This is a genomic window from Burkholderia sp. Bp9004 (assembly GCF_003858025.1).
Classification (GTDB): Bacteria; Pseudomonadota; Gammaproteobacteria; order Burkholderiales; family Burkholderiaceae; genus Burkholderia; species Burkholderia diffusa.
In genome coordinates, this window is sequence record NZ_QTQD01000027.1 from 33,764 (window position 1) to 59,123 (window position 25,360).

The 25,360-nt window shown below is 66.5% G+C and carries 25 protein-coding genes; 8 read left to right on the forward strand and 17 right to left on the reverse strand.

Annotation, left to right across the window (positions count from 1 at the left end):
- Positions 1-269 precede the first annotated feature (269 nt).
- From DIE08_RS25545 to DIE08_RS25560, 4 genes are all read right to left on the reverse strand, one after another.
- Entirely contained in the window at positions 270-1,214 is a 945-nt protein-coding gene (locus tag DIE08_RS25545) for an SDR family oxidoreductase (protein ID WP_124904231.1), read from the reverse strand.
- A 163-nt stretch (positions 1,215-1,377) separates the two neighbouring features.
- On the reverse strand, positions 1,378-1,791 hold the full coding sequence (locus DIE08_RS25550) for a DoxX family protein (RefSeq protein ID WP_059449243.1): 414 nt from the start codon (positions 1,789-1,791) through the stop codon (positions 1,378-1,380).
- Positions 1,792-2,108: 317 nt separating this feature from the next.
- Entirely contained in the window at positions 2,109-3,092 is a 984-nt protein-coding gene (locus DIE08_RS25555) for a lysozyme inhibitor LprI family protein (RefSeq protein ID WP_260436563.1), read from the reverse strand.
- Between the two features lie 461 nt (positions 3,093-3,553).
- On the reverse strand, positions 3,554-4,438 hold the full coding sequence (locus tag DIE08_RS25560; protein WP_124904235.1) for a LysR family transcriptional regulator: 885 nt from the start codon (positions 4,436-4,438) through the stop codon (positions 3,554-3,556).
- Between the two features lie 127 nt (positions 4,439-4,565).
- On the opposite strand from DIE08_RS25560, the gene DIE08_RS25565 reads away from it, so the two are divergent.
- A complete protein-coding gene (locus tag DIE08_RS25565; RefSeq protein ID WP_059600702.1) occupies positions 4,566-5,291 on the forward strand; it encodes a pirin family protein in 726 nt (241 codons plus the stop codon).
- 61 nt (positions 5,292-5,352) lie between these two features.
- Positions 5,353-5,955 carry an NAD(P)H:quinone oxidoreductase gene (gene wrbA / locus DIE08_RS25570; protein ID WP_124904237.1) on the forward strand — a complete coding sequence of 201 codons (603 nt, stop codon included), beginning with the start codon at positions 5,353-5,355 and terminating at the stop codon, positions 5,953-5,955.
- A gap of 103 nt (positions 5,956-6,058) precedes the next feature.
- Here the strand turns inward: wrbA and DIE08_RS25575 are convergent, their stop codons facing one another.
- From DIE08_RS25575 to DIE08_RS25600, 6 genes are all read right to left on the reverse strand, one after another.
- Positions 6,059-6,373, reverse strand: a complete 315-nt coding sequence (locus tag DIE08_RS25575; protein WP_124904239.1) for a hypothetical protein — start codon at positions 6,371-6,373, stop codon at positions 6,059-6,061.
- 243 nt (positions 6,374-6,616) lie between these two features.
- Positions 6,617-7,351 carry an LrgB family protein gene (locus DIE08_RS25580; protein ID WP_124904241.1) on the reverse strand — a complete coding sequence of 245 codons (735 nt, stop codon included), beginning with the start codon at positions 7,349-7,351 and terminating at the stop codon, positions 6,617-6,619.
- Positions 7,348-7,719 (reverse strand): CidA/LrgA family protein, encoded by a 372-nt coding sequence (locus DIE08_RS25585; RefSeq protein WP_059600713.1) that lies wholly within the window; start codon positions 7,717-7,719, stop codon positions 7,348-7,350. The genes DIE08_RS25580 and DIE08_RS25585 overlap by 4 nt, the downstream gene beginning before the upstream one ends.
- Before the next feature lie 337 nt (positions 7,720-8,056).
- Positions 8,057-9,091 carry an alpha/beta hydrolase gene (locus DIE08_RS25590; protein ID WP_124904243.1) on the reverse strand — a complete coding sequence of 345 codons (1,035 nt, stop codon included), beginning with the start codon at positions 9,089-9,091 and terminating at the stop codon, positions 8,057-8,059.
- Between the two features lie 58 nt (positions 9,092-9,149).
- Positions 9,150-9,575 (reverse strand): organic hydroperoxide resistance protein, encoded by a 426-nt coding sequence (locus DIE08_RS25595; protein ID WP_059449252.1) that lies wholly within the window; start codon positions 9,573-9,575, stop codon positions 9,150-9,152.
- A gap of 224 nt (positions 9,576-9,799) precedes the next feature.
- A complete protein-coding gene (locus tag DIE08_RS25600; protein ID WP_124904245.1) occupies positions 9,800-10,366 on the reverse strand; it encodes a TetR/AcrR family transcriptional regulator in 567 nt (188 codons plus the stop codon).
- Between the two features lie 288 nt (positions 10,367-10,654).
- Between DIE08_RS25600 and DIE08_RS25605 the strand changes: the two genes are divergently transcribed.
- Both DIE08_RS25605 and DIE08_RS25610 read left to right on the forward strand, forming a co-directional pair.
- Positions 10,655-12,508: an ABC transporter ATP-binding protein gene (locus DIE08_RS25605; protein ID WP_124904247.1), complete on the forward strand. Its 1,854-nt coding sequence runs from the start codon at positions 10,655-10,657 to the stop codon at positions 12,506-12,508.
- A 201-nt stretch (positions 12,509-12,709) separates the two neighbouring features.
- A complete protein-coding gene (locus tag DIE08_RS25610) occupies positions 12,710-13,882 on the forward strand; it encodes a porin (protein ID WP_124904249.1) in 1,173 nt (390 codons plus the stop codon).
- A 146-nt stretch (positions 13,883-14,028) separates the two neighbouring features.
- On the opposite strand, the gene DIE08_RS25615 is transcribed toward DIE08_RS25610, so the two are convergent.
- The 4 genes from DIE08_RS25615 to DIE08_RS25630 all read right to left on the reverse strand — a co-directional run bounded on the left by DIE08_RS25615 (position 14,029) and on the right by DIE08_RS25630 (position 17,138).
- Positions 14,029-14,520 (reverse strand): hypothetical protein, encoded by a 492-nt coding sequence (locus DIE08_RS25615; RefSeq protein ID WP_124904325.1) that lies wholly within the window; start codon positions 14,518-14,520, stop codon positions 14,029-14,031.
- Positions 14,521-14,744: 224 nt separating this feature from the next.
- A complete protein-coding gene (locus tag DIE08_RS25620) occupies positions 14,745-15,206 on the reverse strand; it encodes a sodium:proline symporter (RefSeq protein ID WP_124904251.1) in 462 nt (153 codons plus the stop codon).
- A 112-nt stretch (positions 15,207-15,318) separates the two neighbouring features.
- Positions 15,319-15,981 (reverse strand): hypothetical protein, encoded by a 663-nt coding sequence (locus tag DIE08_RS25625; protein WP_059600726.1) that lies wholly within the window; start codon positions 15,979-15,981, stop codon positions 15,319-15,321.
- 170 nt (positions 15,982-16,151) lie between these two features.
- Positions 16,152-17,138, reverse strand: coding sequence for a LysR substrate-binding domain-containing protein (locus tag DIE08_RS25630; protein WP_124904253.1), 987 nt, complete (start codon positions 17,136-17,138; stop codon positions 16,152-16,154).
- A 57-nt stretch (positions 17,139-17,195) separates the two neighbouring features.
- Between DIE08_RS25630 and DIE08_RS25635 the strand changes: the two genes are divergently transcribed.
- Positions 17,196-18,116, forward strand: coding sequence for a DMT family transporter (locus tag DIE08_RS25635; protein ID WP_124904255.1), 921 nt, complete (start codon positions 17,196-17,198; stop codon positions 18,114-18,116).
- A gap of 2 nt (positions 18,117-18,118) precedes the next feature.
- On the opposite strand, the gene DIE08_RS35735 is transcribed toward DIE08_RS25635, so the two are convergent.
- The gene (locus DIE08_RS35735) at positions 18,119-18,265 is read right to left on the reverse strand and encodes a hypothetical protein (RefSeq protein WP_185715894.1); all 147 of its coding nucleotides are present in this window, start codon (positions 18,263-18,265) and stop codon (positions 18,119-18,121) included.
- A gap of 428 nt (positions 18,266-18,693) precedes the next feature.
- Between DIE08_RS35735 and DIE08_RS25640 the strand changes: the two genes are divergently transcribed.
- A complete protein-coding gene (locus DIE08_RS25640) occupies positions 18,694-19,848 on the forward strand; it encodes a branched-chain amino acid ABC transporter substrate-binding protein (protein ID WP_124904257.1) in 1,155 nt (384 codons plus the stop codon).
- 88 nt (positions 19,849-19,936) lie between these two features.
- A complete protein-coding gene (locus DIE08_RS25645; RefSeq protein WP_059509270.1) occupies positions 19,937-20,239 on the forward strand; it encodes a hypothetical protein in 303 nt (100 codons plus the stop codon).
- A 100-nt stretch (positions 20,240-20,339) separates the two neighbouring features.
- Here the strand turns inward: DIE08_RS25645 and DIE08_RS25650 are convergent, their stop codons facing one another.
- Positions 20,340-23,399, reverse strand: a complete 3,060-nt coding sequence (locus DIE08_RS25650; protein WP_124904259.1) for an FAD-binding and (Fe-S)-binding domain-containing protein — start codon at positions 23,397-23,399, stop codon at positions 20,340-20,342.
- Positions 23,400-23,551: 152 nt separating this feature from the next.
- Between DIE08_RS25650 and DIE08_RS25655 the strand changes: the two genes are divergently transcribed.
- On the forward strand, positions 23,552-24,442 hold the full coding sequence (locus DIE08_RS25655; RefSeq protein ID WP_124629306.1) for a LysR substrate-binding domain-containing protein: 891 nt from the start codon (positions 23,552-23,554) through the stop codon (positions 24,440-24,442).
- A gap of 37 nt (positions 24,443-24,479) precedes the next feature.
- On the opposite strand, the gene DIE08_RS25660 is transcribed toward DIE08_RS25655, so the two are convergent.
- Positions 24,480-25,331 (reverse strand): LysR substrate-binding domain-containing protein, encoded by an 852-nt coding sequence (locus DIE08_RS25660; protein WP_124629304.1) that lies wholly within the window; start codon positions 25,329-25,331, stop codon positions 24,480-24,482.
- Positions 25,332-25,360 lie beyond the last annotated feature (29 nt).

Below are 25,360 nucleotides of genomic sequence, written 5' to 3' on the forward strand. Positions count from 1 at the left end.
TCGGCCTCGCCCGGAGCGGGCACGCGCGAGGTCGCGCGCGCGATCGCATCCGAGACGAAGACACGTCACGATGGGTCCTCTCTTGCTCTCGTGATTTTTCGAATGCGTCAGGGCGTCGGCGAACCGGACACACCGCCACGCGGCCCTGACGCTTCCCGCCAAACGGGAATGTTGCGCGGTGGCGAGTCTTGCTTTGCACCGGCGATGAGCGGCCGCTGCCACGCGTCGCGGCATCGCGGTGCGACGCCACACCATGCAACCCGACGCGCTTACGGCAGCCGCGGCGCGTCGCGCAGCACGGCTTGCAGCCCTGTCGCGAACGGCGTCGCATGATCGATCCCGAGTGCGCGCACGCGCGATGCATCCAGGTGGCAATCGTACGGACGCGGCGTCGCATCGGCCGGCGTGTCGATCGGCGCGAGCGCCGCGTCGACGCCGAGCGCGGCCGCGATCCGCTGCGCGATGTCGTACTTCGTCATCGGCTCCTCGCCCGACCAATGACGGATGCCCGTGACGGGCGAGCCCGCGAGATGGCGCAGCGTCAGGTCGCGGATGACCGCCGCGACGTCGGGCGTGTAGGTCGGATAGCGGATCGCCCATGCGTCCATCCCGACTGCGTCCGCGCCCGGTCGCGCGGACGCGACGATCGCCGGCACGAGGCTCGTGACGGCCGACTCGCGCCAGTCGACAATCGGGCCGTAGAGCAACGGCAGCCGCAGCACGCAGGCAAGCGGCGACGCGGCGAGCAATGCGGCCTCGCCTTCCAGCTTGGTACGGCCGTAGATGTTCAGCGGGTTCGGCGCGGCGTCTTCGCGGTACGGCGCAGCCTTGCCGTCAAATACGTAGTCGGTGGAGATGCCGAGCGCCCACGCGCCGTAGTACGCCGCGAGCGCGCCGATGCGGGCCAGTGCGTCGACGTTGATCGCACGCGCGGCCGCGGGGTCGCGTTCACAGACGTCCGGGCGACGTTCGGCAGCACAGATGATCACGGCGGCCGGGCGACGGGTTGCAAAGAGGTGTTCGAGCGCCGGCTGATCGAGCGCGTCGAGCCGGACGACGTTTTCCGGCGGCAAAGCGAGCCGCCGTGCGCCCGCGGTGTCCGGATTGCGGATCGTTCCGATCGGCGTCAGCGACGATTCGCGGGACAGCGATGCGGCAACCGCGCGGCCGAGCAGGCCGGACGCGCCGATGAGGAGGATGGTCGGATGCGACACGGTAGCCAACGATGAAAGGGGATGAGGGCCCCCAATCTATACGAGAACATGCGGCCGATGTCGATTTCGATCGCACGTCGACGACGTGTGATCGATGAAAACAAGGCCCGGTGCGCGATTGCGCGCACCGGGCCCGTCGTGCGGCACGAAGTCTCGCGCCCGCTTACTTCCGGTCGAACGAATAGCGCCCCGGCCCGCTCACCGCGAGCAACAGCAGGCCGCCGATGATGCTGATGTTCTTGTAGAAGTTGATCATCGCGAGGTACTGGTCCATGCCCTGCAGCGCCCAGTAGCGATGCCCGATCAACGCGGTCGCGAGCGTATAGACCGCGAACACCAGCGCGAGCGGACGCGTATAGAACCCGACCGCGATCAGCGCGCCGCCGACCAGCTCGACCGCCACCGCGATCACCGCCGACAGCTCGGGCGACGGTGCGCCCGTCGATGCCATGTACGCGACCGTGCCCGAGAAGCCGTTCAGCTTCTGCCAGCCGAACAGCACGAACAGGATCATCATCAGCACGCGAGCCGCCAGCAGCAGCTCGTCCTTCTTCGACTCCAGCGAAACGTAACGCATAGCAATCACCTTGAATTGACGGTTTGACGCATTCGGTGCCGATGGCCGCCGCAACGGCGAACCCACGGATCGGCAACGAACCCGCCTCGCACGATCGAACTGCGGGCCGGCCGGCCCGCTGCCGAAGAATCCGTCCGGTCGCGCCGTCATGGCGCGCTGCGGTGCGGTTCTGGCGAAGCACGGGTGCAGTCTACTGTCTCACCGGAAATCATCAATCCGCCGAAACAAGATTGGCTGTCGCTATGTAGTGGACAATTGTCACGTAACAAACACATTATTGCGGCCGGGCACATCGGCCGGCGCGCCAGGCTGCCGGATCACATCAAATCGACCGGCAGCGTCTTGTCGAGATTGTCGTGCCATGCGCGAATGGTCTTCGGCACGGTCTTTTTCCACGCCGGCACGCTGGTGTAATAGCGCATCCGCACCTTGTCTTGCGCATCGAACACGAGCAGACCGATCCACAGATCGGTGCCCCGGCGCATCACGATCGCGGCGTTCGTCGTCGCGATGCCGCGTACCCAGTACGACTTCACGCCGGCATTCAGGCCGTCGAGATCCTGTTCGTCCGCGCTGGAATTGACCGTGTCGACGAGCGTCTGATAATCGGCGCCGAGCAGCTTGTGCGCGATCGCGTTCTCCCGCGCATCGGCCAGCACCTTCAGGGTCACGAGATCCGGCGCCTGACTCGCCTGCGCCTTCGACGCCGTCACGTAGTCGCCCGAATACACAACGCCCGCACCGGCGCCGCAATCGGCATCGCCGCCCTGCTGCGCGACCTGCACGCGCCCGCCCTTGCGGCTGAAATCGAGCCGGCATCGATCCTGGCGAAACGTGCCGCTGTCGCCGTGCAGTTCGATATCGCCGCTGAGACCGCCGGTATTCGCGCCGTTGTTGCCGCCCAATTCGAAGTGAAGACGCGGTGCCGTGCCGGTGAACGTCAGCACGCCGCCGAACGACGGGTTCGCGCTGTCGCGATACCACGTCTGCTGCCACCGATCGGGGGCAAGCGGTGTGCCGTTCAGGCTCGCGAGCCGCTCGCGATAGCGCTCGCCGAGGCACGGCGCATCGTTGCCGCAGCGATCGCGCTGCTTGAGCCATTTCAGCTGCGCGGCCTTCAGCGCGGCCGTATCGCCGCCTTTCGTGAGCACCCTCTTCCACGCAGCCGCCAGTTCGCCGTCGAGCGACGACAGCCCGGCGTCCGCACAGATGGCCTTCTCGGTCGGCGAAGCGGCTTTCGCGCAATCGAAGCCGGCGGCATGCGCGGCCATCGGCGAGATCGTGAGCACTGCCAACATCATGACGGATCGCAGATTCGCGCGCCGCGCATGCCGGCGGTGAAGCGTGGCTTGCCCTCGCTCGCCCGCGCGAGCATTCGATCGATTCTTCATTGTCATTGGACTGGACTCGTCGTGAATGGCGGTGAGTAGAAGCTACGTGCTCGATGCGATTCGCGGTAAAAACACCCGGCCCGGCATGCACTGCCGGCCGTCGCCCCCGGCGAAGCCTAACGCGAATGCGCGCCGCCGATCAATCGTCGCGCGGCACCGCGCGCGAGCGAATGGAAAACCATCCGAAACCGGCACACGAGCGCCGAAACGAGACCATCACCGCGCTCGACGCACGGGCCCGCATGGCGGCCGCCGACGAGCTCACGCCACTCGCCATGCCGCTCGACGAAAGCCGTCGCGACTTCCACCGCGCGCGCAACGTCTCCTTCGTCGGGTCAAAAAAACGCCATCCAACGCATACCGCGCGCCCGCTACCCGCGCCCGCCCAACCGCTCCGCCAGAAACCCGATGAACGTGCGCAGCGTGACGAACCCTTCCCGGTGTTGTGGAAACACCGCGTTCAGCGTGATCGGCGACGGCGCATACGCGTCGAGCACCGGCACGAGCGCGCCGCTGTCGAGCGCCGCGCCGACGATGAAATGCGGCAGCAGCGCGATGCCGAGCCCCGCGATCGCCGCGTCGCGCACGACTTCGCCGTTGTTCGCGACGAGCGGCCCCTGCACGTCGAACGTGCGCGCCGCGCCGTCGACCCGGAATTCCCAGCCGACGCGCCGCTCGCGTCCATACATCAGACATGTGTGGCCGGCGAGGTCGGCCGGCGTCGCGGGCGTGCCCTGCCGCTTCAGGTAAGCGGGGCTCGCGCACGCGATCATCTCCCACGCGCCGAGCGGGCGCGCGATCAGCGTCGAATCCTCGAGCGCGCCGATCCGCAGCACGAGATCGAAGCCCTCGCCGATCAGGTCGACACGCCGGTCGGTCAGGTCGACGTTGAGCCGCACGGCCGGATGCGCGGACAGGAATTCGGCGATCAGCGGCGACACGTGCGTGATCCCGAACGACAGCGGCGCGCTGATCTTCAGCGAGCCGTGCAACTCGGTGCTGCGCACCGACATCGCCTGCTCGGCGTCGGCGACCTCGGCGAGGATCCGCTGCGCGCGCGCATAGAACTCCTGCCCCGATTCCGTGACCGCGAGATTGCGCGTATTGCGATGCAGCAAGCGCACGCCGAGCGCTGCCTCGAGCGCCATCGTGCGCCGGCTCACGAACTGCTTGGACAGCATGAGTTGATCGGCCGCCGCCGTGAAGCTGCCCGCATCGACAGTCGCAACGAAGATCCTCAGGTCGTTGAGTTCCATATTGTCCACTCCAAAGTGACAGTCATTATCTCTACAGCCATTTATTTGTCAAATCGATTGACCTAAGATTCATCTCAACGAACGGCCGGCCCCACTTCCGAGGTCCGGCGACATCCAGGAAAAAATCATGATCGAGACTCGTGCAGCAAACCAACGTGGCCGTGCCGAGCATGGCTGGCTCAGCTCCCGTCACACGTTTTCTTTCGCGAATTACTACGATCCGAAGCAAGTCGGCTTCTCCGACCTGCTGGTGATCAACGACGACCGCGTCGCGCCGGGCCGCGGCTTCGGCACGCACCCGCACCGCGACATGGAAATCCTGTCGTACGTGCTCGATGGCGCGCTGGAGCACAAGGATTCGATGGGCACCGGGTCGGTGATCGTGCCGGGCGATGTCCAGCTGATGAGCGCGGGTACCGGCGTGCGTCACAGCGAGTTCAACCACTCGCACGAGACGCCCGTCCACTTCCTGCAGATCTGGGTCGGGCCGGCCGAGAAAGGTGCCGAGCCGCGCTATCAGCAGACGAACGTCGCGGCAGAGGACAAGCGCGGCAAGCTCACGCCGATCGTGTCGCCCGACGGTAACGGCGGTTCGCTGAAGATCCGCCAGGACACGCGCATCTACGCGGGCCTGTTCGACGGTGACGAACGCGCAACGCTCGAACTCGCACCGGACCGCTTCGCCTACGTGCATGTCGCACGCGGCAGCGTGACGGTCAACGGCGTGACGCTCGGCGAAGGCGACGGCGCACGTATCCGCGACGAGCAGGTGCTGACGTTCGCGGACGGCAAGGATGCCGAAGTGCTGGTATTCGACCTGCGTCCGGTCGAAGTGACGGCCGAGTGGGCATGACGCCCGTTCGGAACATCGGGCCCCGCTGAACGCGGGGCCTTCTTAATCGGAGATTCGCAACATGGCCAAGGTACTCGTTCTCTACTACTCGTCCTACGGGCACATCGAAACGATGGCGCAGCACGTCGCGGAAGGCGCGAAATCGGTGCCCGGCGTCGAGGTCACGCTCAAGCGCGTGCCTGAAACCATTCCCGTCGACCAGGCGAAGGCGATCGGCGTCAAGGTCGACCAGGCCGCGCCCGTCGCCACCGTGGACGAACTCACGGGCTACGACGCGATCATCTTCGGCACGCCGACCCGCTTCGGCAACATGGCCGGCCAGATGCGCACGTTCCTCGACCAGACCGGCGGCCTGTGGATGAAGGGTGCGCTCGTCGGCAAGATCGGCAGCGTGTTCGCATCGACCGGCACGCAGCACGGCGGCCAGGAAACGACCATCACGTCGTTCCACACGACGCTGCTGCACCACGGGATGGTGATCGTGGGCGTGCCCTATGCGTGCAGCGGGCTCGTCAACATGAACGAAATCACAGGCGGCACGCCGTACGGCGCGACCACGCTCGCGGGCGCGGACGGCAGCCGCCAGCCGAGCGCGAACGAACTCGACATCGCGCGCTACCAGGGCAAGCACGTCGCGGAACTCGCCGCGAAACTCGCGTCGTAACGCGGGTGCCGTCCGTCCCGGAAAACCCCGGGACCACGGCGCGCACGAAAACGAACGGCGCCGGTCGACCCGGCGCCGTTTTCCGTCGCGCGAACGCCGGCCGTTACTGGCCCGATGCCGGCGCGGCAGGAGCAGCGGGCGCCGCCTTCGTCGCGGGCGCCTTCTCGACCGCGTTCTGCGGATAGTTGCTCTGATCGTTGGTCAGCCGGTAGCCGGTGCCCGTGCCGATCGCCTTCAGGTCCTTCGCGTGGCGCGCGCGGGCCGCCTTGCGGGCTGCCTTCTTCTGCGCCTTGTCGAGCTGCTTCTGCGTCGGTGCGGACGCCGGATCCTGCGCGTATGCCGCCGGCGCGGCGGTCAACAGCAGACCGAACGACGCCGTTACTGCCACTGCCACCGAAACCACGCGAGACTTCGTCATGGCCGGATCTCCTTGTCGATTGTCGGTTGTGGGTCGAACGCCGGCACGCACGCGACGGACGTCGGCGTGCGACCACGGCGCCGATGCAACGTTAGCCGATCGCTGCGCAAATGTCCGTGCCGGTTCCTGAATTCTCCTGATAACGGCAACGATACATGCGCGGCAGGCGCCCGGCCAGACGGCGCGGCGCACGTGCCATCAGGGAAACCGATAGCATCGCGCGCGGCCAGCACCAGCCGCCGCTCAGATCCAGCGCGACAGCACCGGCAGCAGGATCGGCACGACGAATGCGGTCAGCACGCCGTTCAGCCCCATCCCGAGGCCCGCGAACGCGCCGGCCTCCTCGCTGACCTGGAACGCGCGCGCGGTGCCGATCCCGTGCGACGCGACGCCGAGCGCGAAACCGCGCACCGCCGGCTCCTCGATGCGCAGCGCGTTCAGGATCGCGCGGGCGCACACGGCGCCGAAAATTCCGGTCGAGATCACCAGCACGGCGGTCAGCGACGGAATCCCGCCGATTTCCTGCGCGACGGCCATCGCGATCGGCGTGGTCGCGGATTTCGGCGCAAGCGACGCGATCGTCTGGTGCGACGCGCCAAACAGCGCGGCGATGCCGACCGCCGACACGATCGCGGTCAGCGAGCCCGCCAGCAGCCCGACGAGCAGCGGCACCGCGCTGCGCCGCAGCTTCGCCCACTGGCGATACAGCGGCAGCGCCAGCGCAACGGTCGCCGGGCCGAGCAGGAAGTGGACGAACTGGGCGCCCTCGAAATACGTCGGATACGGCGTGTGCGTGATCGTCAGCAGCACGACGAGCAGCGCGACCGCGATCAGCACCGGGTTCGCGAGCGGGTTGAAGCGCGCGCGTGCATAGACGGCCTGTGCGAACAGATACGCGACCAGCGTGATGGTCAGGCCCAGCAGCGGGCTCGCGGCGAGATACACCCAGATCGCGCCGAGTTTCGGGAAGGCCGTCATTGCGTGCCCTCCGCAGTACCGCCCGTGCGGCGCTGGCGCCGCAGCAGCGCACGCGTGACGAGCGCCGTCACCGCGATCGCGAGCGTCGTGCTCACCGCCAGCGCGACGACGACCGCAACCGCGTCGCCGCGCACGCGGTCGGCCGACACCATGATGCCGACGCCGGCCGGCACGAACAGCAGCGACAGATGGCGCAGCAGCTCGAGCGCGGTCGGCTCGATCGCGTCGGCGACCTGCGGGCGCAGCATCACGAAGCCGAACAGCAGCAACATGCCGATCACCGGGCCCGGCACCGGCAGGCCGAACAGATAGGACACCCCTTCCCCGAGACACTGGAAGGTCAGCAAGACCGCGAACGCCTGCAGCATGAACCGCTCTCCCGAAGGTGGTCGCGATACCGGGCGGCCGCGCGACCGATTTGCCGGCGGCGTGCCGCGCCGACGTGGACGATACGCGCGATCGTATCAACAATGCTCGCAACCAGCCGCGACGGTGCGATCGCACGATCCCGCTTCGACCGTTTCAATCTGGTTGGATCAGGCAAGAGATCGGGCGGAACCGGGCAAGACGAAGGAGCGATAGCGCCGGTCCGGACGCCCGTGGTGCCGCCTTTCACCGCGTCCGTCGACCGCATGCAAAAACGGCGGGCATGAGCCCGCCGTTTCGTCGTTCGCATTCAAACGCATTCGAATGCCACCCGCCGCGTTACTTCAGCCGCGTCGCGATTTCATTCGCGAGCGCCTTCGTCGCGGCCTTCGTCGGTGCATCCGCTGCCAGCGCGTTCAACAGACCGAAATCATGGATCGTGCCGTCGTAACGCGTGGTCGTCGCATCGACACCGGCCACATCGAGCTTGCGACCGTACGCTTCGCCTTCGTCGCGCAGCACGTCGAACTGCGCGACCTGGATCAGCGCGGGCGGCAGGCCCTTCAACTGCGCGGTGCTCGCGCGCAGCGGCGACGCGTAGATGTCGTTGCGTTGCGCTTCGTTCTTCGTGTAGGCGTCCCAGAACCACTTCATCATCGGCCGCGTCAGGAAGTGACCCTGCTGATACGCGTTGTATGAGCCCGTATTGAAGTTGTGGTCCGTGACGGGCCACATCAGGCCCTGGAAGCGGATCGCGGGGCCGCCCTTGTCCTTCGCCATCAGCGACACCACGGCCGCCATGTTCCCGCCGACGCTGTTGCCGACCACCGCGAGGCGGCTGCCGTCGACACCGATCTCCGCGCCGTGCGCGGCCACCCACTTCGTCGCCGCGTACGCCTGATTGATCGCGACCGGGTAATGCGCTTCCGGCGACGGCGTGTAGTTCACGAACACCGCGACGGCGCCCGATTGCACGACGAGATCGCGCACGAGGCGTTCATGCGTCGGGAAGTCGCCGAGAATCCAGCCGCCGCCGTGGAAGAACATGAACACCGGCAGCGTGCCCGTCGCGCCCTGCGGGCGAACGATCGTGATCGGCACCGACAAGCCGTCCTGCTCGATCGTGCGGTTCGACACGTCGACGCCTGACAGGTCGACCTTCGCGCCGTTCTGCGCGTCGACGAGCACCTGGCGTGCCTTCGCGGGGCTCAACGTTTCGAGTCCGGGGCCCTTCTGGCCGTTCAGCGCGGCGAGGAACCCGCTCGTCGCCACATCGGGCCGAGCGGCTTCGGCGCCGGCGGCAAATGCGGTGGACGCGATGGACAACGTGGCTGCAACAGCGGCGGCGACCAGCAGCGGCTTGACGATCTTCATGATGAAACTCCTGGGTTCAACCCGATGAATGACGATAAACGGTTCGTAGTGCGATTGATCAGGCGAGCGTGAGCGTGACATCGATGTTGCCGCGCGTCGCGTTCGAGTACGGGCAGACGATGTGCGCGCGGTCGATCAGCGTTTGCGCGGTCTCGCGATCGAGGCCCGGCAACGAAATCTTCAGTTCGACTTCGATGCCGAAGCCGTTCGGGATCGCGCCGATACCAACGCTGCCTTCGATGGCGGCGTCCGCGGGGATCGCGATCTTGTCGCGGGCCGCGACGAACTTCATCGCGCCGATGAAGCACGCGCTATAGCCGGCCGCGAACAGTTGCTCGGGATTCGCGCCTGCGCCGCCCGCGCCGCCAAGTTCGCGCGGCGTGGTCAGCTTCAGGTCCAGCCCGCTTTCGGGCACCGTGGCACGGCCGTCGCGGCCGCCGGTGGCTTTTGCATGGGCGCGGTACAGCACTTTTTCGATCGACATGACAGACTCCTTTTCAACCAGTGAGTGAAACAGCCTTCCAACCCGGGGACCGCGTACCGAAAGCCTTGCTGCCGGCATCACGTTTGTTTATCTACTCATAGATAGATAAACATCCCCAAAAAATGCAGGCGGTCGATCCACCTGCTCCGATAATCTATCTACCAAAAGATAGACGGCAAAAGCCGACAAAAGGCGGCGAACCGCCTGACTGCTCGCCCCGCCCGTCAGGACCGGACTTTCCAGACGGCCTCGACATCCTCGAGACGCGCCCTGGTGTGAAACAGCCGACTGCCCAGCACGCTGCCCTGGAACGCCGCGTACAACGTGCGCGCCGCCGTTTCGGGCTTGCCGCTGAACTGCAGCGTACGTTCCTTCGCGCCCTGCGCCAGCAATTCCGCAAGCCAGTTCTCGTTGGCCTTGAAAAACGCCTGCACGGCCTGCCGCACGTTCTCCGGCAACGATTCGATGTCGGCCGCGAGCATCCCGCACAGGCAAATCTGGTTGCCGTCGCCGAGCGTCCGGCCGAACAGTTTCGTGTACAGGCTCAGCTTCACGTCGGCCGGCAGCGCCGGATCGATCGCCCGCATGGCCGCGAGGACTTCGTCGCTGTAGGCCGCCACCGCTTCCAGCACGAGGTCGTCCTTCGACGGGAAGTAGTAGTGGATGCTCGACGTTTTCACGCCCACCAGGTCGGACAGGTCTCGATAGCTGAAGCCGTTGTAACCGCGCAGCATCATCAGCGTGATCGCGTGGTCGAGAATCTGTTCACGGACGGTCGGTTTCGTTTCCATGGATCGAACGTTATCTACTCATAGATAGATAGTCAAGGACTTTTTATGGGGTGGAATCGTAAAGCCTCGAAACCCCGGGCGCGGTCACACCCGCCCCGCCCAGCCGCGGCTGCTTACAACCGGCCTGCGGCCCAATCGAATCAATGCGACACTCGCAGCCAGGCGACGCGACCACGACGCAATCGTCGGTTGGTCGAATGTGCGCGCCAGCGCCCCGATATCTCGTCGCATCCGGCACCTGCATCACGGGTCCGTCCACTTCGCCGGACCGAATAAGGAGAACAGTTGATGTATTCGTGGTTCGAACGGCGCCTGCCGACTTTCCCGCTCGAAGATCCCGTCACGCCGCCGAGGGGATTCTTCTCGTTCGTCTGGGCGTGCACGAAAGGCGCGCGGGGCTGGATCCTGCTGATCGCGCTGACTTCGGCCGCGCTGGCCGCGTACGAAGCCGCGCTGTTCGCGATGATGGGGCGCGTGGTCGACTGGCTGTCGTCCGCGACACCGGCGGAATTCGGCGGCCGACACTTCGGCACGCTCGCTGGCTTCGCGGCGATCCTTGCCAGCAGCGCATTGCTGATCGCGCTGCATACGATGGTCAAGCACCAGGTGCTCGCGATCAACTTCCCGATGCGGCTGCGCTGGCTGTTTCACCGGCTGATGCTCGACCAGAGCCTGTCGTTCTATGCGAACGAGTTCGCCGGCCGCGTGACGACCAAGATCATGCAGACCGCGCTTGCCGTGCGCGATGCGCTGTTCATGTCGGTCGACGTCGTGATCGGCGTCGCAGCGTACCTGATCGGCATCCTCGCGCTCGCGGCGAGCTTCGACTGGCGGCTGATGATTCCGCTCGCGCTGTGGGCGCTCGGCTACGGCGCGGCCTGCGCGTATTTCGTGCCGCGCCTGGGTGCCGTCGGCAGCCGGCAGGCCGACGCACGCGCGCTGATGACGGGCCGCATCACCGATGCGTATTCGAACATCACGACCGTGAAGCTGTTCTCGCACACGCGGCGGGAAGCTGACCACGCGCGCCGAGCGATGGAGGCGTTCAAGGCGACCGGCGACGCGCAGATGCGGCTCGTCAGCGCGTTCGAGATCGTCAATCACCTGCTGTCGACGCTGCTGCTGGTCGGCTCGACCGGCCTCGCGTTGTATCTGTGGATGCATGGCGAAGCGAGCGCGGGCGTCGTCGCGGCCGTGATCGCGATGGCGCTGCGCCTGTCGAGCTATTCGCACTGGATCATGTGGGAGATGACCGAGCTGTTCGAGAACGTCGGCACGATCCAGGACGGCATCAACACGCTGACGAAGGTGCGCAGCGTGGTCGACGCACCCGACGCGAAGGCGCTCGTCGTGCAACGCGGCGGCATCGTGTTCGACAACGTGCGCTTCGCGCACGAGGACAACGAGCGCGCGGTATTCGACGGGCTGAACCTGACGATCCGGCCGGGCGAGCGGATCGGCCTGATCGGCCGCTCGGGCGCCGGCAAGTCGACGCTCGTGAACCTGCTGCTGCGCTTCTACGACGTGGACGGCGGCGCTATCCGGATCGACGGGCAGGACATCGCGCACGTGACGCAGGACAGCCTGCGCGCCGCGATCGGGATGGTCACGCAGGATACGTCACTGCTGCACCGGACGATGCGCGAGAACATCCTGTATGGTCGCCCCGACGCGACCGAGCGCGAGATGCACGACGCGGCCGTGCGCGCGGAAGCGTCCGACTTCATCGAGCGGCTGCGCGACCGGCACGGGCGCAGCGGCTATGACGTCGAGGTCGGCGAGCGCGGCGTGAAACTGTCGGGCGGCCAGCGGCAGCGCGTCGCGATCGCGCGCGTGATGCTCAAGGACGCGCCGATCCTCGTGCTCGACGAAGCGACCAGCGCGCTCGACTCCGAAGTCGAGATCGCGATCCAGCGCAGCCTCGACGGCCTGATGAGCGGCAAGACGGTGATCGCGATTGCACACCGGCTGTCGACGATCGCGGCGATGGACCGGCTGATCGTGCTCGACGAAGGGCGTATCGTCGAGGAAGGCACGCACCAGCAACTGCTTCAGGCGGGCGGCATCTATGCGGTGCTGTGGGCGCACCAGAGCGGCGGGTTTCTCGGCGAAACAGCGGAGGCGGAGGGCGCGGAGCAGTAACGCACGCCAACGCATCAGGCGTTCGCCACGCGCGCGCGGATGCCCGATGCCGCGCCCGTTTAACAGGTTGCACGCGCAACGATACGGCGATACACCACCGCGCCTCATAACGATTCGAAAATTTGTTGGTTCCCTTGACGATGCGCTGTCCGTATCGTTCACCAACTCGTCAGACAAATCGACCAACGGGGGAATCCGACCATGAAACGAATCCGCTCATTCGCACTGTTCGCGCTGCCGGCCGCGCTCTGCTCCGCAGGCGCGCACGCGCAAAGCAGCGTCACGCTTTACGGCATCGCCGACGCGGGCATCGCATACGTGCACAACGCGCAGAACGCGAGCGGCGGCAACGCGTCGAGCCTCATCAAGTTCAGCAGCGGCAACCTGTCGGGCAGCCGCTGGGGGCTGCGCGGCATCGAGGATCTCGGCAGCGGTCTGTCCGCGCTGTTCCAGCTCGAGAACGGCTTCAACATCGGCACCGGCGCGCTCGGCCAGGGCCAGCGCGAATTCGGCCGCAAGGCCGTCGTCGGCCTCGCGAGCAGCACGTACGGCACCGTGACGCTCGGCCGCCAGTACGATCCGGTCGTCGATCTCGTGCAGGGCCTCACGCAGGACAACTACTTCGGCGGCGTATTCTCGACGCCGGGCGACCTCGACAACTACGACAACAGCCTGCGCGTCAGCAACTCGGTGAAATACACGAGCCCGCTGATCTCGGGCTTCCAGTTTGAGGCGCTGTACGGCTTCGGCGGCGTCGCGGGCGCCACCGGCAACGGCCGCACGTACAGCTTCGGCGCGAGCTACGCGAACGGTCCGCTGTCGCTCGGCGCCGGCTTCTTCTACGCGAACGGCGGCTCGACGGTCGCGAACGGCGTGCGCACGTGGTCGAGCAGCTCGGACACGCTGTTCAACACCGTGATCAACCAGGGTTTCTCGAGCGCGAAGTCGATCCAGATCGTGCGCGTGGCCGGCCAGTACGTGGCCGGGCCGGCAACCTTCGGCCTCGCATATTCGAACACGCAATACGGCGCGGACACGCTGTCGGCCTTCACGCAGAACGCGAAGTTCAACAACGGCTCGGCGTTCTTCAACTGGCAGTTCTCGCCGGCGCTGCGCGCGGGCGTCGGCTACAACTACACGTCGCTGACGGGCCCGGCTTCCGCGCACTACAACCAGGTGAACCTCGGCGCGGACTACGCGCTGTCGAAGCGCACCGACCTGTATGCGCTGTTCGGCTATCAGAAGGCGAGCGGCAATACGCTCAACGCGAGCGGTGCGACCGTGAAGGCCGCCGCGTCGGTCGGCTCGTACGGCGTGAACTCCGGCACCGATACGCAAGAACTCGCGGTCGTCGGGATTCGCCACAAGTTCTGATCGCGACATCGCATCGCGCGAACCACGCAGGCGCGCACCATGGTGCGCGCCTGCGCCGTTTACGCTGTCGCGTTCCCACTCGAGACGTTCAGATCGACCTGGCGTTCGAACCGGGCGACGCGGTTGCCGTACGTCGAAACGCCGGCCTAATGCCGCCGCAATCCGCCACCCCCGCTCATGCCACCGAATGAATGCATGCCGCCGAACCCGTGGCCCCCGCCGCCGATGAACGGGCCGCGGTGAAAGCCCGACCCCATCGGCATGCCGAAGTGGCGATGATCCATCCGGTTGAAGTGATCGAAGTGGTGGAAATGACGGAACCGATCGACGAAGATGAAGCTCACGCCCGCGCCGATGAAAAGCGGCGGCCCCCAGTACCACGGGTCGGGATACGGATAGGCCGCCACCGGGTACCACAGCACGCTGCCGTCGTCGCTTTGCACGATCTGCCATGTGCCATCGCGTTGCAGGCACGCTCGCCCCACGATTTGCTGTTCCGTGCCGTCGATGTTCGCGTGCGCGACGACCGCGCGGCAGTTTGTGCCGTAGTCCGGCAATTCGTCGTCCATTTGCGCAAGGACAGGCGCGGAAAGGCAAAGACAGACGATGCCTATTCCGAATCGAAACATGGTGCACATGATCGGCTCCCGCATTGTTGCCCCCGACCACACCACCACCGGTGTCACTGGCGGCGCCCGGCACGCCGGTTTGCTTGCGCAAGATTCATCGCGCGGCGGTAACGGGCCGCCGCTTCGTATCGGGTCTCCTGACAGCAGAACGAAGCGGCACGCCCGATTATTCCAGGGGTCGGGATGCGAATGAAGGAAGCGGGAACCGTCGGCAATCGTTGCCGCGGTGAGCGTCAAACCGGGCGTTTGACGACGTGGTAGACAGCCGCTGCCGTGACCCCGAATACCAGATGGGCCACCAGCGTGATCGCGCCGCGAACCGCGATGAACCACGGAAAGATCGCCGTGAAGGCGTGAAGGTTGACGCCGTACAGGATGAGTCCGAACACGCCGCCTGCGAGAAGCGCCGCCCCGAGCGACATGTTCCGCACCACCATCGCCAGCACGGCCGCATAGGCAAGCGAGAGCGCGGCATGCACGAGTGTCGCGACACCCATGACGATCGGGTCGAAGCTAGTGGACGTTCCGAGCACGCTGCGCCCCAACACGATGGCTGCCGTCAGGCGCGCGTCGCGAAACAGGTTCCGGATGGCATCATCGCCGGCGATCGACCAGAGCAGCAGCTCGATGACGGTCGACGCGGCCGCCGCGCCAAACGCCGCCCAGAGAATCGGGACCGGACTGGCTTGTTTCAATTGGCGCCCCCATGGCGACCGGCGGTTGCATCGACGCGGCGTGCGGCCCATCCGCTGCGACTACGATCGGGCAACGCGTGCGTGCGATACCGACCCGGCCCGCCACGCAACGTTACGACGCCCCTTCGCAGTCCGTCCAGTACGCAAACGGATCGCGATGCTTGGGATAGTTCTCGTCAAGCCATTTCAGCAACGTCGCGCGGGCATTGTCCATATCGGCCTTCAGCGACGAGGTCGTCAATTCGTGCACTTCGATGGACTTTTCCCGATCGATCACGAAGCAGTTCCAGTCGGGGCCATCGAGATCCGGATCGTCGGACGCCTTCGATGACTTGCCCCAGCCGAACCCCTTGCGGGCGTCGATGTAGTACCGCGGGTTCACTTTCAGATACGACATCTCGCCGCCCTGCAGGCTGCTCTCCGCGCGCAGCACGTCGTGTCCGTCGACGATCTGCGTGACTTCCGGAAGCCGGCGCGATCGCCATCCGGCAGGCAGCTTCGCGATGGCCTGAACGCTATCGTACGTCCCCCACTCGAGGCCCCACGCTTCGGCCATGCGCTTCATGAACGCGTCCGCACCCGGATAGCCGCGCAACTGGATTCTGGTCGATAGCGTCACTTCCACCCGGCCGTCGGCGTCGGTAGACACATCGTCCCCCGCCGCATCGAACGGATTGCCCGGGCGTGACGCGCTCTTCGCATCCGCCGGCGCAATGCCCGAGAACAACTGATCGAGCGCAGCACGCGCTTTCGACGACTTGTCTGGTCTGTTCATCGTGTACCTCCGGTGCATCCGAACGACTGCAAAATTACTCGATTTACGTTCATCTCTCCAACCTCATCATTTTCCGCGGTCGCATTGTCGACGATCCCGCGGCCCATCTGTATGTATCCACGCACAGGCCTCGGGCGCGCCGCCGAAGCAGGCCCCCACGCCCACACAACCTAACTCTGTTCCCCCAGCGCCGCCCGCATCCGCTCCATCAACGCGAGCACCTCCGGCCGATTCTCCCCCTTCGCATGCACGAAGTGATAACGGAGCGGCGAATCGACCTCACGACGGCTCACCCGAACGAGCGCGCTGCGCTTCAGATATGCGTCCGCGAGCGGCGTTCGCGCCAGCGCCACGCCGAGCCCGGCTTCGGCTGCCGCCAGCACCAGGTTGTAATCCTCGAAACGGCGATCCAGCACCCGCGGCTTGAACGGAATGCCCAGCGACTCGAACCAGGTGCGCCATCCGGTCACGTCGGAATCGTGCAGCAGCGGCATCTCGAGCAGCGCGGCATCACCGCGCCGGCGGCGCATCTTTGCCAGTTGCGCGGCGAGCCGCGGATGCGCGACCGGATAAAGCCGTTCCGGCATGAACGCGCGGGTTTCGAGCTGACGCCAGTTGCCGCGCCCATACCGGATCGACAGATCCGCTTCGCCGCCGGCGATATCGACGTTGCGAAGCTCGATGCCGAGTTCGATGCGCAACGCGGGTGCCTCGCTCTCGAGCGCCTGCTGCCGCTCGAGCAGCCAGAGCTGCGCGAATGCCGGCACCACACTCATCCTGACCAGTCGCGGTGTACGCGGCGAGCGCCACTGATCGGCCGCGCTGTCGATGATCGCAAACGCCTGTTCGATCCGCCCGACGAAGCGCTGCCCGTCCGGCGTCAGGCGCACGCCGCGTGCATGACGTTCGAACAGTGCCATGCCCAGCCAGTTTTCCACGGCGGCCACCCGCCGGCTGATCGCGCCGTGCGTCACGCCGGAGACGTCGGCGGCCGCCAGGAACGAACCCTGACGCGCAACCGTACACACGGTCTCCAGGCTGGCGAGCGGCGGCCGCGGGCCAGGTGCCGGCGCGGCAAGCGGCAGCGCATCCGTCACCTGACTTGCGCGCGCCGGACTCGCGGCTCGCCGCCGAACCGAGCTGTGAGTCATGGTCATATCTGGATGTTGATCTGTGCGCTAGCTTAACATCTCGCGACATCGCACCATTGCCGCATGAATACCCTTTCCTCACCGTCGTCGCGCGGCGCGCGACAACCGCTCGTCGCGGCAGGCGCGGTCGCGTTCACGATCATGTCGTGGGCCTCCGCATTCCCGTTCATCCGGATCGGCCTGCACGGCCTGGCGCCCCTGCAACTCGCGGCGGCGCGCTTTGCTACCGCCGCGTTGCTCGTGATCGCGTGGCTTGCGTGGCGACGGCCTCCAAGGCCCACGAAACGCGATGCGTTGCGCTTCCTGGCCTGCGGTTTCCTCGGCATCGCACTCTATAACGCACTGCTCAATACCGGCGAGCAAACCGTATCGGCCGGCGCGGCGAGTTTCATCGTGAACACGCTGCCGATCTTCACCGCGCTGCTTGCCGCGATGTTTCTCGGCGAACGATTCAATCGGTGGGGATGGCTCGGTTCGCTGGTCAGCCTCGCCGGCATCGGCGTAATTGCGCACGGGCAGCCGGGCGGGCTTGTCCTCGGCTCGGGGAGCACGCTGATTCTCGGTGCGGCCCTGTGTTCGGCGAGCTATTTCGTATTGCAGCGGCGGCTGATTCCCGTATACGGCGCGCTGCCCTGCGCCGCGTACACGCTGCTGGCCGGTGCGCTGCTGCTCACGCCCTGGTTGCCCGGCGCGCTCGACTCGCTCGGCGGCGCGTCGCACGACACGACGCTGGCGGTATTGATCCTCGGCGTATTTCCCGCGGCACTCGGTTACGCGACCTGGACCTTCGCACTCGGCTACTTCGGTGCGGCGCGCGCCGCCAACTTTCTCTATCTTACGCCAGCGGTCGCGACAGCCCTGTCGATGATGCTGACGGGCGAGCGGCCCGGCATCGAGACGGTATGCGGCGGCCTGCTGGCGATTGCAGGCGTGATCCTGGTCGCCTTGCGCGGGCGGTCGCAGGGTCGCGATCGCAACGCGTAACCTCACCTGTCCGTCGAGCCGGAAGCGGGCAGGCCCAGGCGAACTCCGGCATCTGCGAAGCCGAGTGCAATGTCCGGGCCGTCGGCCTGCGCCAATTCGTCGACGCCGGTAGGCTTGACCGTTAGTTGCACTCGAGGAAGCTTTTCCATGAACCCGGCTGCGCGATAGCGAGCGTCCAAACTGTGCAGACAAATCGACCGAACAGTTCCCGACTGACCGCACATCAGTGTCCATGGCTTCGCCCCTGCGACCGGCCGAATAATGGATACCGTCGTAAGGCCATCGACAGCGAATCGCAGCCTTTGGCTCGCTGCGGCGCACGATTTCCGGCATCCGGCACCCTGGCAGTCCGGGCGCCGAACCCTACCACGCCGCCCACTACGCGATTCGCCGCAGCGCGCAAAATCGGCTTCGGATATATTCATACGAATTGCATGGCGTCAGGCGCGGGGCAGTCGCTCGCCCGGGCGGCATGCAAGCGAAGCCCATGATGGGTACGGAGACTCGTCCGATCGCCCCGGCCCGCAGCCGGCCGGTCGAGACGTCAGTAGAAAGACATTCAATTCGGAGATGGCAGATGGAACGAAGCACTGTCGGCATGCGCTGCAAACCCCTGATCACCGTCGCACTGGCCGCCGCCGCGTTCGCGGCCGCGTCGGGCGCGATGGCCGACCAGGTCGTGAAGATCGGCAGCGTGGAACCGACGACGGGCGGCATCTCGCACCTCGGCAAGGACAACGAGAACGGCGCGCGCCTCGCGGTCGAGGAAATCAACGCGAAGGGGCTGACGATCGGTGGCAAGAAGGTCACGCTGCAGCTCGACGCACAGGATGACGCGGCCGACCCGCGCCAGGCCACCCAGGTCGCGCAGAAGCTCGTCGACGACAAGGTCGTCGCCGTCATCGGCCACCTGAACTCGGGCACGTCGATCCCGGCGTCGAAGATCTACAGCGACGCGGGCATCGTGCAGATCTCGCCGTCGGCCACGAACCCCACCTATACGCAGCAAGGCTTCAAGACGACCTACCGCGTCGTCGCGACCGACGCGCAGCAGGGCCCGGCGCTCGCGAGCTACGCGCAGTCGAAGGGCGTGAAGAGCGTGGCGGTGATCGACGATTCGACCGCCTATGGCCAGGGTCTCGCAAACGAGTTCGAGAAGAAGGCGAAAGCGCTCGGCCTGAAGGTGCTGTCGCACGACGCGACCAACGACAAGGCGGTCGACTTCCGCGCGATTCTGACGAAGGTCAAGGGCGAGAACCCGGACGCGATCATGTACGGCGGCATGGACGCCACCGGCGGCCCGCTCGCGAAGCAGGCGAAGCAGCTCGGCCTGCGCGCGAAGATCCTGTCCGGCGACGGCGTGTGCACCGACTCGCTCGCCGAACTGGCCGGCCCGGCGGCAGACAACGTGCTGTGCTCGCAGGCCGGCGCCGCGCTCGAGAAGATGCCGGGCGGCGCGGCGTTCCTCGCCAAGTATCAGAAGCGCTTCAACCAGGGTATCAAGTTCGATGCGCCGTTCGCGTACGACGCGGTCTACATCGCGGTTGACGCGATGAAGCGCGCGAACTCGACGGACCCGGCGAAGATCCTCGCGGCGATGCCGTCGACGAAGTATGACGGCGTGATCGGCACGACGACGTTCGACGCGAAGGGCGACCTGACGCACGGGATCATCTCGATCTACGGCTACAAGAGCGGCAAGAAGACCTTCCTCGACCAGGTGAAGATGTAACGCCCCGCGACGCCGGCACGACGGGAACGCCATCCGTCGGCGCCGGCGCCGTGCGGTGCCGATTCAAGTTTTGCGGAGATGAAGCGACATGTGTGCAATGGCGTATGCGGAATTTCAACAGGAGTTGAAGAAAGCGCAGTTGACGGCTCGGGAATTCGCCCGCCTGATCCGGATGAACGAAAGTTCCATCACGAACTATTCGAGCAAGGGCACCGTCCCGTCCCACCTCGCGGTCATCGCGACCCTGATCGGCGCGCTCGCCGCGCACGAGATCGATTTCCGGCACGTCATCGGTAAAACGGGTATCGAGCCTAAACGGCCGCGCGGCGTCGGTGCGTTTCCGGCAGCGCGCAAGCCGCGCGTGCGGAAGACCGCGAAAGCCGGCTCGTGAGCCGGGACGGGCGTCAGTCGCGGCATCGCACGTGTCGTTCGATCCGGCGCGCGCCCGATACCTTCACGCCTGCTGCCGCGCCACACGCGCGGCCCGCCCGTCACACCGCCGCACGCACGTGATCGAGCAGCGCCTGCAGCGGATGACGCACCTGCCGCGCGGACATGCGCTTCACCTGGCTGCGGCACGAATACCCGGTCGCCAGCGCTTCGCCCTCCTCTTCCGGCGCATTGACATGCGCGGCCCACGATTGCGCATAGATCGCCTGCGACGTCTGCAGGTTGCGCGCCTCGTGCCCGTAGGTCCCCGACATCCCGCAGCAGCCGGCCGCCTGAACCGCCAGGCGCAGCCCGCGACGCGCGAACACCTGTGCCCACTGCTTGCCGCTGTCCGGCGCGTTGGTCTTCTCGGTGCAATGCGGCAGCAGCCGATACGGTGCCGATACGCTGTCCGAACCCGCGCCCGCCGCTGCCTCCGGCAGCGCGTGCAGCAGCCACTCCTGCGGCAGCGCAACCTTCGGCACGTCGGCGAGCCCCGTCACCTTCAGGTATTCCTGGCGATACGTGAGCGTCATCGCCGGATCGAGGCCGACCAGCGCGACACCCGAGCGCGCGAGCGCGGCCAGTTGAGTCGCGTTGCGAATCGCCGCCTGCTCGAACGCGCGAAGGAAGCCCTGCACGTGCAGCGCCTTGCCGTTCGGCGCGAGCGGCGCGAGCCACACCTGAAAGCCGACGCGCGCCGCCAGCTCGATCAGCGTCGCCAGTTGCTCGGTATCGAAATAGCGCGTGAACGTGTCCTGCACGATCACGACGCTGCGCGCGCGCTGCGCATCGCTCAGCGCGGCGAGCGCCCGCGGATCGGCCGGCCGCACGTTCCACTGCCGGATCACGGCCGCGAGGTCGAAGCGGCTCAGGAGCGGGCTGTCGACCATACCGAGGTGCCGCTCGAGCAGCCTGCGCACCCAGCCGGCGCGCATCAGGCCGTTGTACAGCGCGGGCACGCGCGCCATCCACGGCATCGTGAATTCGAGCGAGCCGATCAGGTAGTCGCGCAGCGGCCGCAGGTAGCGCTGGTGATACAGCTCGAGAAAACGCGAGCGAAACTCGGGCACGTTGACCTTGACCGGGCACTGCCCCGCACACGACTTGCACGCGAGACAGCCGGCCATCGCGTCGTACACCTCGTGCGAGAAGTCGGCTTCCCCGCTGCGCGCGGCGCGGCTGTTGCGCCAGCGGGCAACGAGGCCACGCATGAACGGCTGCCGCGCACGCGCCGCCGCGACGACGTCGATGCCGGCCTGTCCTTGCAGACGCAACCATTCGCGCATCAACGACGCGCGCCCCTTCGGCGACTGCACGCGTTCGCGCGTCACCTTCCACGACGGGCACATCGCGTCGTCCGGATCGAAGTTGTAGCACGCGCCGTTGCCGTTGCAGTGCATCGCCGTGCCGTAGCTCTGCCACACGCGCTCGTCGATCTGCCGGTCATGGTCGCCGCGCGTCGGCACTTCGTCGATCTTCAGCAGCCGCAGCCTGTTGTCCGGCGGCGTCGCGATCTTGCCCGGGTTGAACTGGTTGTGCGGATCGAACGCGGCCTTCAGCTGCTGCAGCGACGGATACAGCTCGCCGAAGAACGCCGGCGCATATTCGGAGCGCACGCCCTTGCCGTGTTCGCCCCATAACAGGCCACCGTGCCGCCGCGTGAGTTCGGCCACCGCGTCCGACACCGGCCGCACCAGCGCGGCCTGCCGCGGGTCCTTCATGTCCAGCGCCGGGCGCACGTGCAGCACGCCCGCGTCGACGTGACCGAACATCCCGTACTGCAGCCCGTGGCCGTCGAGCAGCGCGCGGAATTCGGCGATATACGCGGCGAGATTCTCGGGCGGCACCGCAGTGTCCTCGACGAACGGTTGCGGACGCGCCTCGCCCTGCACATTGCCGAGCAGGCCGACCGCGCGCTTGCGCATCGCGTACACGCGCTTCACCGCATCGTCGCCAGTCGCGAGCGTGTGCCCCAGCCGCTCGACGCTCGTGTCGGTGCGCAAATGCTCGACGAATGCACGCACGCGCGCATCGACGTCGTCGACATCGTCGCCGCTGAATTCGATCAGGTTGATGCCGAGCGTCTGACGCGCGTCGTCCTGCGGAAAATACTCGGCCACGCTGCTCCACACGAAATCCTTCATCGCGAGCATCAGCACCTTCGAGTCGACCGTCTCGATCGACAACGGCTTGAGTTCGAGCAGCGCACGCGCATCGCGCAGCGCGTCCATGAAAGCGGCGTAGCGCACGTTGACCAGCACCGAATACTTCGGGATCGGCAGCACGTTCAGCTTCGCCTCGACGACGAAGCCGAGCGAGCCTTCGGCGCCGCACAGCACGCTGTTCAGGTTGAAGCGGCCGTCCGGTTCGCGCAGGTGCGCGAGGTCATAGCCGGTCAGGCAGCGATTGAGCTTCGGAAATTTCGCTTCGATCAGCGCGGCCTTGTCATCGCTGATGCGGCGCGCGGTGCGATAGACCTTGCCGATGCGGTCCTGCCGCGCGCAGCGGCGCTCCAGTTCGTCGTCCGCGAGCGCGTCGCTGTGCAAGTGCTCGCCGCCCATCAGCACGAAGTCGAGCGCGAGCACGTGGTCGCGTGTCTTGCCGTACGTGCAGCTGCCCTGCCCGCTCGCGTCGGTGTTGATCATCCCGCCGACCGTCGCACGGTTCGACGTCGACAGCTCGGGCGCGAAAAAGAGGCCATGCGGCTTCAGCGCGGCGTTCAGCTGGTCCTTGACGACGCCCGCCTGCACGCGCACCCAGCGCTCGTCCGCGTTGATTTCCAGAATCCGGTTCATGTTGCGCGACAGATCCACGACCACACCGTCGGTCAGCGACTGCCCGTTGGTGCCCGTGCCGCCGCCTCGCGCCGCCACCGCGACGTCGCGGTGCGCGGGCTCGGCGAGCAGCCGGGCCACCAGCCGGACGTCGTCCGCATGCGCGGGACAGATCACCGCTTGCGGCAGGCGCTGGTAGATCGAGTTGTCGGTGGCCTGAACCGTCCGGTTCGCATGGTCCGCGCGGATTTCCCCGGCGAATCCGGCCGCCTGGAGGGCGGCGAGAAAGTCACGGTACGCGTTCGCGGGCGGGCTGGCGGGACGGGGCAACGGGGCGATCGACATGGGGTAAAAGCGCAAGGTGGACGAACCGGTGTGCTCGCGTGCTCGGAAACATGAGTTTTGAGCAAGTTTCCACGCGACCGGGAATTCCAGTATCTTTGTAAATTCCGCGAGAAACAAACGAATTCTCATCCGGCGAATATTGCATAAAACTCATGAATTACCGTCGCCTCACCCCATCGATGTCGCTGCTGCTCGTGTTCGAGGCAGCCGCGCGGCACGAAAGCTACACGCGTGCAGCCGAGGAACTGTCGCTGAGCCAGAGCGCGATCAGCCGGCAGGTCCAGACGCTCGAGGATCAACTCGGCGTGCCGCTGTTCCGGCGCGAGGGCCGTTCCGTGAAGCTGACCGAAGTCGGGCGCCGCTACTTCGTCGAGCTGAGCGGCGCACTGGGGCGCATCCGCGGCGCGACGCTGCAGGCGATGTCCCACCAGGCCGGCGCCGGCACGCTGCGGCTCGCGACGTTGCCGACGTTCGGCTCGAAATGGCTGCTGCCGCACCTGCACGACTTCTACGCCGCGCATCCGGGCGTGACCGTGCACCTTCATTCGCGGATCGGCGCGATCGATTTCCTCAACGACGACCTCGACGCAGCCATCACCGTCGGCGCGGACGACTGGCCCGGCCTGCACGCGCATCGGCTGTACAACGAGTTCCTGATCGCGATCGCGAGCCCCGATGCGGGCAGGCGCCGCAAGGCCGAAGCACGCACGCCTGCCTGGGCCGCGCAGCAGACGCTGCTGGGCGTAACGAGCAACCAGCAGGCGTGGGCCGAATGGTTCTCGCACTATCGGCTCGACCATCGGCAGATGCGTATCGGCCCGAGCTTCGAGCTGACGTCGCACCTGATCCAGGCCGTGCGGGCCGGGATGGGGATCGGGCTGGTGCCGAAGGTGCTGGTGGAAGACGAACTGAGCCGCAACGAGCTCGTGTCGATCGGTGACGCGATTACCAGCCAGCGCAGCTATTACCTCGTCTATCCGCCGGGGAACGAAACGCTGCCGTCGCTCGTCGCGTTCCGCGAATGGTTGCTGAAATCGTGCTGAAACACCGCGGGTCAGGCCGCGATCCGATGATCGCCGGTCACGCGCGCCATTCGTCGAGAATCTGCTCGGCGAGGTAGTCGCACGGCGCACGCGCGGACTGCGCACTGCGCGCCAGCACGACCTCGAGCTCCCCCAGCGGCGGCAGCCCGTGGGCCTCCGAAAGCTGAACGAGATGATCGGGAATGCAGCAACGCGCCAGCGGCGCGACAGCGAGCCCGGCCTCGACCATGCTGAGCAGCCCGAGGTAGCTCGGGCTTTCATACGACATCCGGAACGGGATGTGCTGCCGGTTCAGCGCCTTGATCGCGTGATCGCGCGCCATGCTGCCGCCGTGCGTGAAAAAGGCCACCGGCAGCGGCCGCTCTTCCCAGACGTTCCGTTTCGGCGACCCGGTCCAGACGATCGGCTCCATCCGGATCAGCTCGCCGGTCACGCCCTTGATCCGCGTGAGACACGCGAGGTCGACCGTGTTGTCCTTCAGCATCGGCACGAGTGCGCTGCTCGGCTGGCCGATCACGCGCACTTCCACGCGCGGGTGCATCGCGGCGAATTTGCCGAGCACCTGCGGCAGCAGCGACGAGATGTAGTCGTCCGGCACGCCGATCGTCACGCGGCCGCGGATCTCCGGGCGCACCACCGACGCCCACGCCTCGTCGCGCATCGCCAGCATCCGGCGCCCGTATTCGGCGAGCGTCCTGCCGTCGTCGGTGGCCGTCACGTTGCGCGTATCGCGGATGAAGAGCGGCTTGCCGAGCGCATCTTCCAGCGCCTTGATCTGCATGCTCACCGCCGACGGCGACCGATGCACGGCCTGCGCGCCCTGCGCGAACGATCCGGATTCCGCAACTGCCACCACCATCGCCAGCACATCGAGGTCGAGCTTCTTCATTTCATTCAGAAAATCTGATCAATCGATTC

Coding starts and splice junctions, on each gene's coding strand:
- DIE08_RS25550 (WP_059449243.1), bottom strand. CDS start 1,791: ATGCGTTACGTTTCGCTGGAGTCGAAGAAGGACGAGCTGCTGCTGGCG.
- DIE08_RS25555 (WP_260436563.1), bottom strand. CDS start 3,092: ATGATGTTGGCAGTGCTCACGATCTCGCCGATGGCCGCGCATGCCGCC.
- DIE08_RS25560 (WP_124904235.1), bottom strand. CDS start 4,438: ATGGAACTCAACGACCTGAGGATCTTCGTTGCGACTGTCGATGCGGGC.
- DIE08_RS25565 (WP_059600702.1), top strand. CDS start 4,566: ATGATCGAGACTCGTGCAGCAAACCAACGTGGCCGTGCCGAGCATGGC.
- wrbA (WP_124904237.1), top strand. CDS start 5,353: ATGGCCAAGGTACTCGTTCTCTACTACTCGTCCTACGGGCACATCGAA.
- DIE08_RS25575 (WP_124904239.1), bottom strand. CDS start 6,373: ATGACGAAGTCTCGCGTGGTTTCGGTGGCAGTGGCAGTAACGGCGTCG.
- DIE08_RS25580 (WP_124904241.1), bottom strand. CDS start 7,351: ATGACGGCCTTCCCGAAACTCGGCGCGATCTGGGTGTATCTCGCCGCG.
- DIE08_RS25585 (WP_059600713.1), bottom strand. CDS start 7,719: ATGCTGCAGGCGTTCGCGGTCTTGCTGACCTTCCAGTGTCTCGGGGAA.
- DIE08_RS25590 (WP_124904243.1), bottom strand. CDS start 9,091: ATGAAGATCGTCAAGCCGCTGCTGGTCGCCGCCGCTGTTGCAGCCACG.
- DIE08_RS25595 (WP_059449252.1), bottom strand. CDS start 9,575: ATGTCGATCGAAAAAGTGCTGTACCGCGCCCATGCAAAAGCCACCGGC.
- DIE08_RS25600 (WP_124904245.1), bottom strand. CDS start 10,366: ATGGAAACGAAACCGACCGTCCGTGAACAGATTCTCGACCACGCGATC.
- DIE08_RS25605 (WP_124904247.1), top strand. CDS start 10,655: ATGTATTCGTGGTTCGAACGGCGCCTGCCGACTTTCCCGCTCGAAGAT.
- DIE08_RS25610 (WP_124904249.1), top strand. CDS start 12,710: ATGAAACGAATCCGCTCATTCGCACTGTTCGCGCTGCCGGCCGCGCTC.
- DIE08_RS25615 (WP_124904325.1), bottom strand. CDS start 14,520: ATGTGCACCATGTTTCGATTCGGAATAGGCATCGTCTGTCTTTGCCTT.
- DIE08_RS25625 (WP_059600726.1), bottom strand. CDS start 15,981: ATGAACAGACCAGACAAGTCGTCGAAAGCGCGTGCTGCGCTCGATCAG.
- DIE08_RS25630 (WP_124904253.1), bottom strand. CDS start 17,138: ATGACCATGACTCACAGCTCGGTTCGGCGGCGAGCCGCGAGTCCGGCG.
- DIE08_RS25635 (WP_124904255.1), top strand. CDS start 17,196: ATGAATACCCTTTCCTCACCGTCGTCGCGCGGCGCGCGACAACCGCTC.
- DIE08_RS35735 (WP_185715894.1), bottom strand. CDS start 18,265: ATGGAAAAGCTTCCTCGAGTGCAACTAACGGTCAAGCCTACCGGCGTC.
- DIE08_RS25640 (WP_124904257.1), top strand. CDS start 18,694: ATGGAACGAAGCACTGTCGGCATGCGCTGCAAACCCCTGATCACCGTC.
- DIE08_RS25645 (WP_059509270.1), top strand. CDS start 19,937: ATGTGTGCAATGGCGTATGCGGAATTTCAACAGGAGTTGAAGAAAGCG.
- DIE08_RS25650 (WP_124904259.1), bottom strand. CDS start 23,399: ATGTCGATCGCCCCGTTGCCCCGTCCCGCCAGCCCGCCCGCGAACGCG.
- DIE08_RS25655 (WP_124629306.1), top strand. CDS start 23,552: ATGAATTACCGTCGCCTCACCCCATCGATGTCGCTGCTGCTCGTGTTC.
- DIE08_RS25660 (WP_124629304.1), bottom strand. CDS start 25,331: ATGAAGAAGCTCGACCTCGATGTGCTGGCGATGGTGGTGGCAGTTGCG.